The organism is Butyrivibrio proteoclasticus (assembly GCF_900115735.1).
Lineage (GTDB): Bacteria > Bacillota > Clostridia > Lachnospirales > Lachnospiraceae > Butyrivibrio > Butyrivibrio proteoclasticus_B.
In genome coordinates, this window is sequence record NZ_FOXO01000007.1 from 164,918 (window position 1) to 171,216 (window position 6,299).

Sequence of the window (6,299 nt, forward strand, 5' to 3'; positions counted from 1 at the left end):
ATATTGGGGATGGTTAATTAACTATGGATAGAAAAACAAGAATATATCTTGTGGGGGATTCGACTGTACAGACATACAAATTGGAGGCTGCTCCTCAGTGCGGATGGGGAGCTATGCTCTATAGATATTTTTGTGATAACTATGTGAGTGTGTATCACTCGAAGGGTTCAAAATTTGAGAATGCTGTTACCTATGATGTTGAGGATTTCGTGATAGATAATAGAGCTATGGCTGGAAGGAGCCTTAAGAGCTTTTATGATGAAGGTCGCTTTGATGAAGTTATAAAAGACATATGCCAAGGGGACTATTGCCTTATACAATCAGCACATAATGATGCATATAAGGAGAAGGAAGAGCGTTTCCTGACTCCTGATGAATATGAAGAGAAGCTTATAAATGATTATATTGCTCCACTTCTTGCCAAAAAAGCAGTGCCGGTCCTTGTGACTGCCATTGCAATGAAGGACTTTGATGAGGATGGAAATTGCAGGATTTCTTTTCCAAAGTATAGAGAAAAGATGCTGGAAGTTGCAACTAAGAAGAATCTCTTTTGCATAGACCTTGGGAAAATGACTGCAGAGTACAACAGCAGGATTGGTGAAGAGGCCTGCAAGGGGATATATATGAATTTGGATAAGTGTATGTTTGAGAGTGCGATTGAAGGAAAAGAAGACAATGCGCATCTTAAATTTGAGGGAGCCTTTATCTATGCAGGATTTGTGGCAAAAGAACTAAAGAAAATATTATCCTGAAGGAATGAACATATGGGACAGAGAGAAAATTTAGGAAGAGGTTTGATTGCAGTAAAGACAAGCACCGGTATTTTTTTATCCTGGAGACTTTTTAAAAGAGAAGCATTTGGAAGTAATTTAACTGGGCTTGTTGGAGTTGACTTTAAGATATACAGGGATGGAAAGAAGATAGCTACAGTTACGGATTCCACAAATTACCTGGATAAAGAGGGAAATGATAAATCAAAATATGCCGTCGAGGTCGATGAAAGCAGCATGATATCCGGGAATAAGGCTTTTGACAAGAACTTTTTTGCTGCAGGCAGGAGTCCTGAAGTTTCAGTTTGGGGAAGCGGAGAAAACTACCTTGATATTCCGGTTAAAAAGCCTGAAGGCGGAGTAACGCCAGCTGGAGAAACATTTGAGTACACTTTAAATGATATGAGCATCGGTGATGTCAACGGTGATGGAGAGTACGAGTACATTGTAAAGTGGGATCCGACCAATTCTCAGGACGTTTCAATAAAGGGCTATACAGGAAGATGTATCATCGATTGTTATAGTCTGTCGGGGCATCTTTTCTGGAGACTTGATATGGGGCCCAATATCAGAGCAGGTGCCCACTACACTCAGTTCATGGTATATGATTTTGATGGCGATAGCAGGGCTGAAATGGCGGTAAAGACTGCGCCGGGAACAAAGATGATATGCTTTGGCGAAGGTGGAGAAGTGATTTCAGAGAACTATATTACGATTCCTGAAAAAGACCTTTTGAAGGGATATTCCAATGAAGATAACTATGTGTGCTCTGCTGATGATTACAAAGAGCACATGAAGAATGTCTTTTTATCCTGGAAAGAGCATCCTGAAGTTAAGGCGGGAAACTGGCCTGATACTTTGGAGGAGTGCTTTGGAATCGAGAAAAGATATGACTATCCTTTGAGCGATGAGGATGCAGATGAGCTTACTGACTATTTTCTTGATGTGTATGCTCCATCGAGAAGTCCTAAAAATGAGCTCAGGAAATTTGAGGGATTTATATATGAAGGTCCCGAATACCTGACCATGTTTGCAGGTGACGGTCGTGAACTTTCTACTATAGACTATCCTTTCGTGCGTGGCGATGACGGACTTATGTGGGGGGATTATTCAATGAAGAGGATTGAACCCTGCAACAGAGTGGACAGATTCCTGGCAGGTGTGGCCTTTCTTGATGGTAAGAGACCAAGCCTTATCATGTGCAGGGGATATTATACCAGAACAACTCTTGCTGCCTACAATTTTGATGGCAAGGATTTTGTGGAAATCTGGAAAGTGGACAGTGGCCATGTACCTATGAGCAATCCTTTTAATGACAATCCTCATGCCGGTAAGGGAACTGACCCTGTTTATGGAATCCTGGCCGGACAGGGAAATCACAGCCTGTCTGTAGCTGATGTGGACGGGGATGGCAAGCAGGAAATCATTTATGGTGCTGCCTGCATAGATCATGACGGAAGTGTTCTATATTCAAGCTATGATTATTTGCCTGATGGAACTTATGCCAAGATGGGTCATGGAGATTCCATGCACGTTGCTCATATTGATCCTGACAGAGAGGGCTTTCAGATATTTAATGTATTTGAAGGTGCTGAGGCTGCTCCTTATGGCTATGCGCTTAGAGATGCTGCTACAGGTGAAGTGATACATGGCACGGATAAAGATGGCAATGATACAGGAAAGTTTGGCGTTTTTGCAACCAAAGACCTTGGAAGATGTATGATCGGGGATATAGCCCCTAATGTCAGAGGACTTCAGTGCTGGGTAAATGATGTATATGACTGCAAGGGACAAGAGCTTCCACTTAAAGCTCCTTCCACCAATCAGGCCATCCGATGGGCGGCAGATCTTTCAACTCAGGTCATTGACGGTGCGGATTATTTAAAAGGCAGCCACAGTGGAGTGATAAATGACATCACCCACGGAGTAATGCTTGATCCAAAGGGGACACTAACCAATAACGGAACCAAGGGCAATCCATGTCTTATAGCAGACCTTTTCGGGGATTTCAGAGAAGAGATTGTACTAAGGCTTGAGGATAGCAGTGCACTCAGAATTTATACAAATACAGATATTACAAGGCATAAGCTCTATACACCTATGGATGATGCAATGTACAGAGTAAGTATAGCCTGGCAGAATAACTGCTATAACCAGACGGGCTACACGAGCTATTATTATGCATCTGACATGGATTTTTCAAAGGTGCCATTGGATTATAATGGCTGAAAAATATTGGTGTACATCTTTTTGATTCACCTGATATATCGGGAGTAAGAAATGATTGAAAATGCAAAGAAAATGGGCAAATTAGCTCATGTTTGAAAGGCTGTTTATGGTAAAATTTTAATTGGGTTACATGCAAAAAACGCATAAAATATGTAAATGGAGGAAGGTAGAAAATGGCAAACAGAATATCACTTAACGGAACATCTTATCATGGGGCTGGAGCAATCAGCGAGGTTGTAAATGAGATCAATGCTCATGGCTTTAAAAAAGCTTTTGTAGCATCTGATCCTGACCTTATCAAATTCGGAGTTACCGGAAAGGTAACAGACCTTTTGGATAAAGCTGGAATTCCATTTGAGATTTATTCAGATATTAAGCCTAATCCTACAATCGAAAATGTTAAAAATGGTGTAGAAGCTTTCAAAAAGTCAGGTGCTGACTGTATCGTGGCTGTTGGCGGTGGCTCATCTATGGATACATCAAAGGCTATCGGTATCATCATCACAAATCCTGAGTTTGCTGATGTACGTTCACTTGAGGGCGTAGCTCCTACAAAGAATCCTTGTGTACCTATCATCGCTATTCCTACTACAGCTGGAACAGCAGCAGAGGTTACAATCAATTACGTTATCACAGATGTAGAAAAAGAAAGAAAATTCGTTTGTGTAGATACACATGACATGCCAATCGTAGCAATCGTTGATCCTGAGATGATGTCTTCAATGCCTAAGGGACTTACAGCTGCTACAGGTATGGACGCTCTTACTCACGCTATCGAAGGTTACACAACAAGAGCTGCATGGGAAATGACAGATATGTTCCACCTTGAAGCTATCAGACTTATTTCCAAGAATCTTCGTGGAGCTGTTGAGAATACAAAAGAAGGTCGTGAAGGAATGGCTCTTGGCCAGTACATTGCAGGAATGGGCTTCTCTAACGTTGGACTTGGCATCGACCACGCTATGGCTCATACACTTTCTGCACATTATGACACACCACACGGTGTTGCTTGTGCTATGTTCCTTCCAATTTCAATGGAATTCAACCGTGAGTACACAGGCGAGAGACTTCGTGAAGTTGCAAGAGCTATGGGCGTAGAAGGCGTAGACAATATGAGTCAGGAAGAGTACCGTGATGCAGCTATCGCAGCTGTTAAGAAGCTTTCTGAGGACGTTGGTATTCCAAAGACACTTGATAAGATCAAAGAAGAAGACCTTGATCAGCTTGCTACAGATGCACTTAACGATGCATGTTATCCTGGAAATCCAAGAGAAGCTACTAAGGAGCAGGTTATCGAAATGTTCCGCATGCTGATGGCATAAGTAAATAATTAAATAATTAAAGCGGGGATTCCTGTCAACCTGATTGGTTGCGCAGGAATCTTCTTTTTTATATCATAGGAAATTGGAATTATAAAAAATCAATAAAAAACGAAGAAATAATTAACGCTATATAGTACAATTGTGTCATGATTAGACGACATGGCCTTGTTGAAAAGTTAATCATTTTCTTCGTTATTCTTGTAGTGTCTGTTTTGCTTTGAAGGATAAAAAAGCGATGAAGGCAACAAGGCAATAAAGTATTTATGAGATAGGAAATGCTTATGAAACAGATTCAGAAAATCAAAGATATTGATAAAAAGTGGTTAAGGTTTTTGGTGAGATTTATTTCTGTTGTGGTATGGCTTTTTTTGACAAGGCTGTGCATATACTGTTCACTGCATGCAGATAATATGATATTTCACAGATGGGGGATCGTTTTTGCTACTTTTTTTCTGCTGCCATATCTGCTTCTTGGAGGACTTTACGGGTATCTCATTGCATATGCAGCTTTTTTTCTGTCTTTTTTAACAACATTTTTTATCAGCATGGATACTGTCTATTTCATGGCAATTTACCTGGTAGCCACCACGTGTTTTGCTTTGTTCGGACAGTATTTTTGGTTTAAGACAGGGAAAAAGACTCTTTTGGCGTGCTTATATACGCTTTTAGCAACCTCATTTACCGAAGTGATCTGTTTGACTGTGATTCAAAATGAAGAATATGATATTTCGGCTCTAAAGAATCTTACAGTATATGTATCAAGGGATGCAGCGCTTATATTTGCAGTCGGCTTTATTCTCCATTTCTTTTTTACAAAATCTCCTGATATTTGCAAGTTGCCTTTTCCGATTGCCACAGGCTATACAGATGCCTATCAGAAGAATAAAGATATTAAGAGGAGCCTTAGAAAAACAAGGGTAAGCGTAAAAATAACAACAATAATAATCGGGATTGAAGTATTTTTGGGAATATCTGCTGCGGCGTTTATGATAGCTCTTTTTCCTGACATGAAAGACGTTATGATCAATAGCCTTAAGAACAATAAGGACGCAATGGATGTTGCCATTGAAGAAAATCTTGGTAAGGATACTGACATAACGAGCGATGACTTTGCCAAAGGAATTGAAATGCTTGAGTTTAACTTTGATACATCTGTCGTCAATTATGATATAAAAATGGTTCTTTTGATGCTTTGTGTAGGCGTTCCACTTGGAGGCTTTGCAAATTTTTATACGAAGATGTCTATAGGTGCGCCCCTTGGTGTACTCTCTGATTTTATGTACGAATTTGCCAATGCAGATGATGATGAAAAGCTTAAAGTAGGGAAAAAGATCGATAAGATTAAAGCCGGCACAAGGGATGAAATAGGTGTGGTTTTTGAGTCGTCGCGGACTATGGTTCATTCCATTGAAGACTATATCGGAAGGATTGAGGAAGAGCAAAAATTAAAGACTGAGCTTGAGGTTGCCAAACAGTCAAGTGAAGCAAAAAGCAGTTTCCTGTCAAATATGTCTCACGAAATAAGGACACCTATAAACGCTGTTCTCGGAATGAATGAGATGATAATCAGAGAGACCAATGATCCACAGATAGAGGAGTACGCCCAGAATGTAAAAAGTGCAGGCAACTCTCTTTTGGGAATTGTAAATGATATTCTTGATTTTTCAAAAATCGAGGCGGGGCTGTCGCACTAAGTAATTAGTGCTCAGCTCCCTTTTTATGCCCAAAACACAAAAACCAGGCTTCGAAAAGCCTGGTTTTTGCTGTAAAATATGTTTATGCGACTAAACCAAATCTTACAAGGAGATTATACAGTATCTTCCTTGTATCATCAAATCAAACTTCCGCTAGACATAGAAATATCTATTCCATCTGATGATCCGGTACGCCTGGTTAGTGCATTTGTGGAGGAGATGAATCTTTCTGATCTTTATGAGACTTATGACAGAATCAGAAAGAGTCAGGCCTCACCGCGTCA

At 40.3% G+C, this 6,299-nt stretch carries 4 protein-coding genes and 1 pseudogene; all 5 read left to right on the forward strand.

Annotated elements, in window-relative coordinates; translation table 11 throughout:
- The first annotated feature begins 23 nt into the window (after window positions 1-23).
- Window positions 24-752: an SGNH/GDSL hydrolase family protein gene (locus BM146_RS06410; RefSeq protein WP_074886039.1), complete on the forward strand. Its 729-nt coding sequence runs from the start codon at window positions 24-26 to the stop codon at window positions 750-752.
- A gap of 12 nt (window positions 753-764) precedes the next feature.
- Entirely contained in the window at window positions 765-2,999 is a 2,235-nt protein-coding gene (locus BM146_RS06415; protein WP_074886042.1) for a rhamnogalacturonan lyase family protein, read from the forward strand.
- 173 nt (window positions 3,000-3,172) lie between these two features.
- Window positions 3,173-4,321: a lactaldehyde reductase gene (fucO, locus tag BM146_RS06420; RefSeq protein ID WP_074886045.1), complete on the forward strand. Its 1,149-nt coding sequence runs from the start codon at window positions 3,173-3,175 to the stop codon at window positions 4,319-4,321.
- A 281-nt stretch (window positions 4,322-4,602) separates the two neighbouring features.
- The gene (locus tag BM146_RS19835) at window positions 4,603-6,015 is read left to right on the forward strand and encodes a histidine kinase dimerization/phospho-acceptor domain-containing protein (protein ID WP_242949353.1); all 1,413 of its coding nucleotides are present in this window, start codon (window positions 4,603-4,605) and stop codon (window positions 6,013-6,015) included.
- Window positions 6,016-6,099: 84 nt separating this feature from the next.
- Window positions 6,100-6,299: pseudogene (locus tag BM146_RS06430) on the forward strand (IS5/IS1182 family transposase); the annotation flags it as partial.

Bases quoted from the DNA above. Each gene is read 5' to 3' on its own strand.
- BM146_RS06410 (WP_074886039.1), top strand. From the start codon at position 24: ATGGATAGAAAAACAAGAATATATCTTGTGGGGGATTCGACTGTACAG.
- BM146_RS06415 (WP_074886042.1), top strand. From the start codon at position 765: ATGGGACAGAGAGAAAATTTAGGAAGAGGTTTGATTGCAGTAAAGACA.
- fucO (WP_074886045.1), top strand. From the start codon at position 3,173: ATGGCAAACAGAATATCACTTAACGGAACATCTTATCATGGGGCTGGA.
- BM146_RS19835 (WP_242949353.1), top strand. From the start codon at position 4,603: ATGAAACAGATTCAGAAAATCAAAGATATTGATAAAAAGTGGTTAAGG.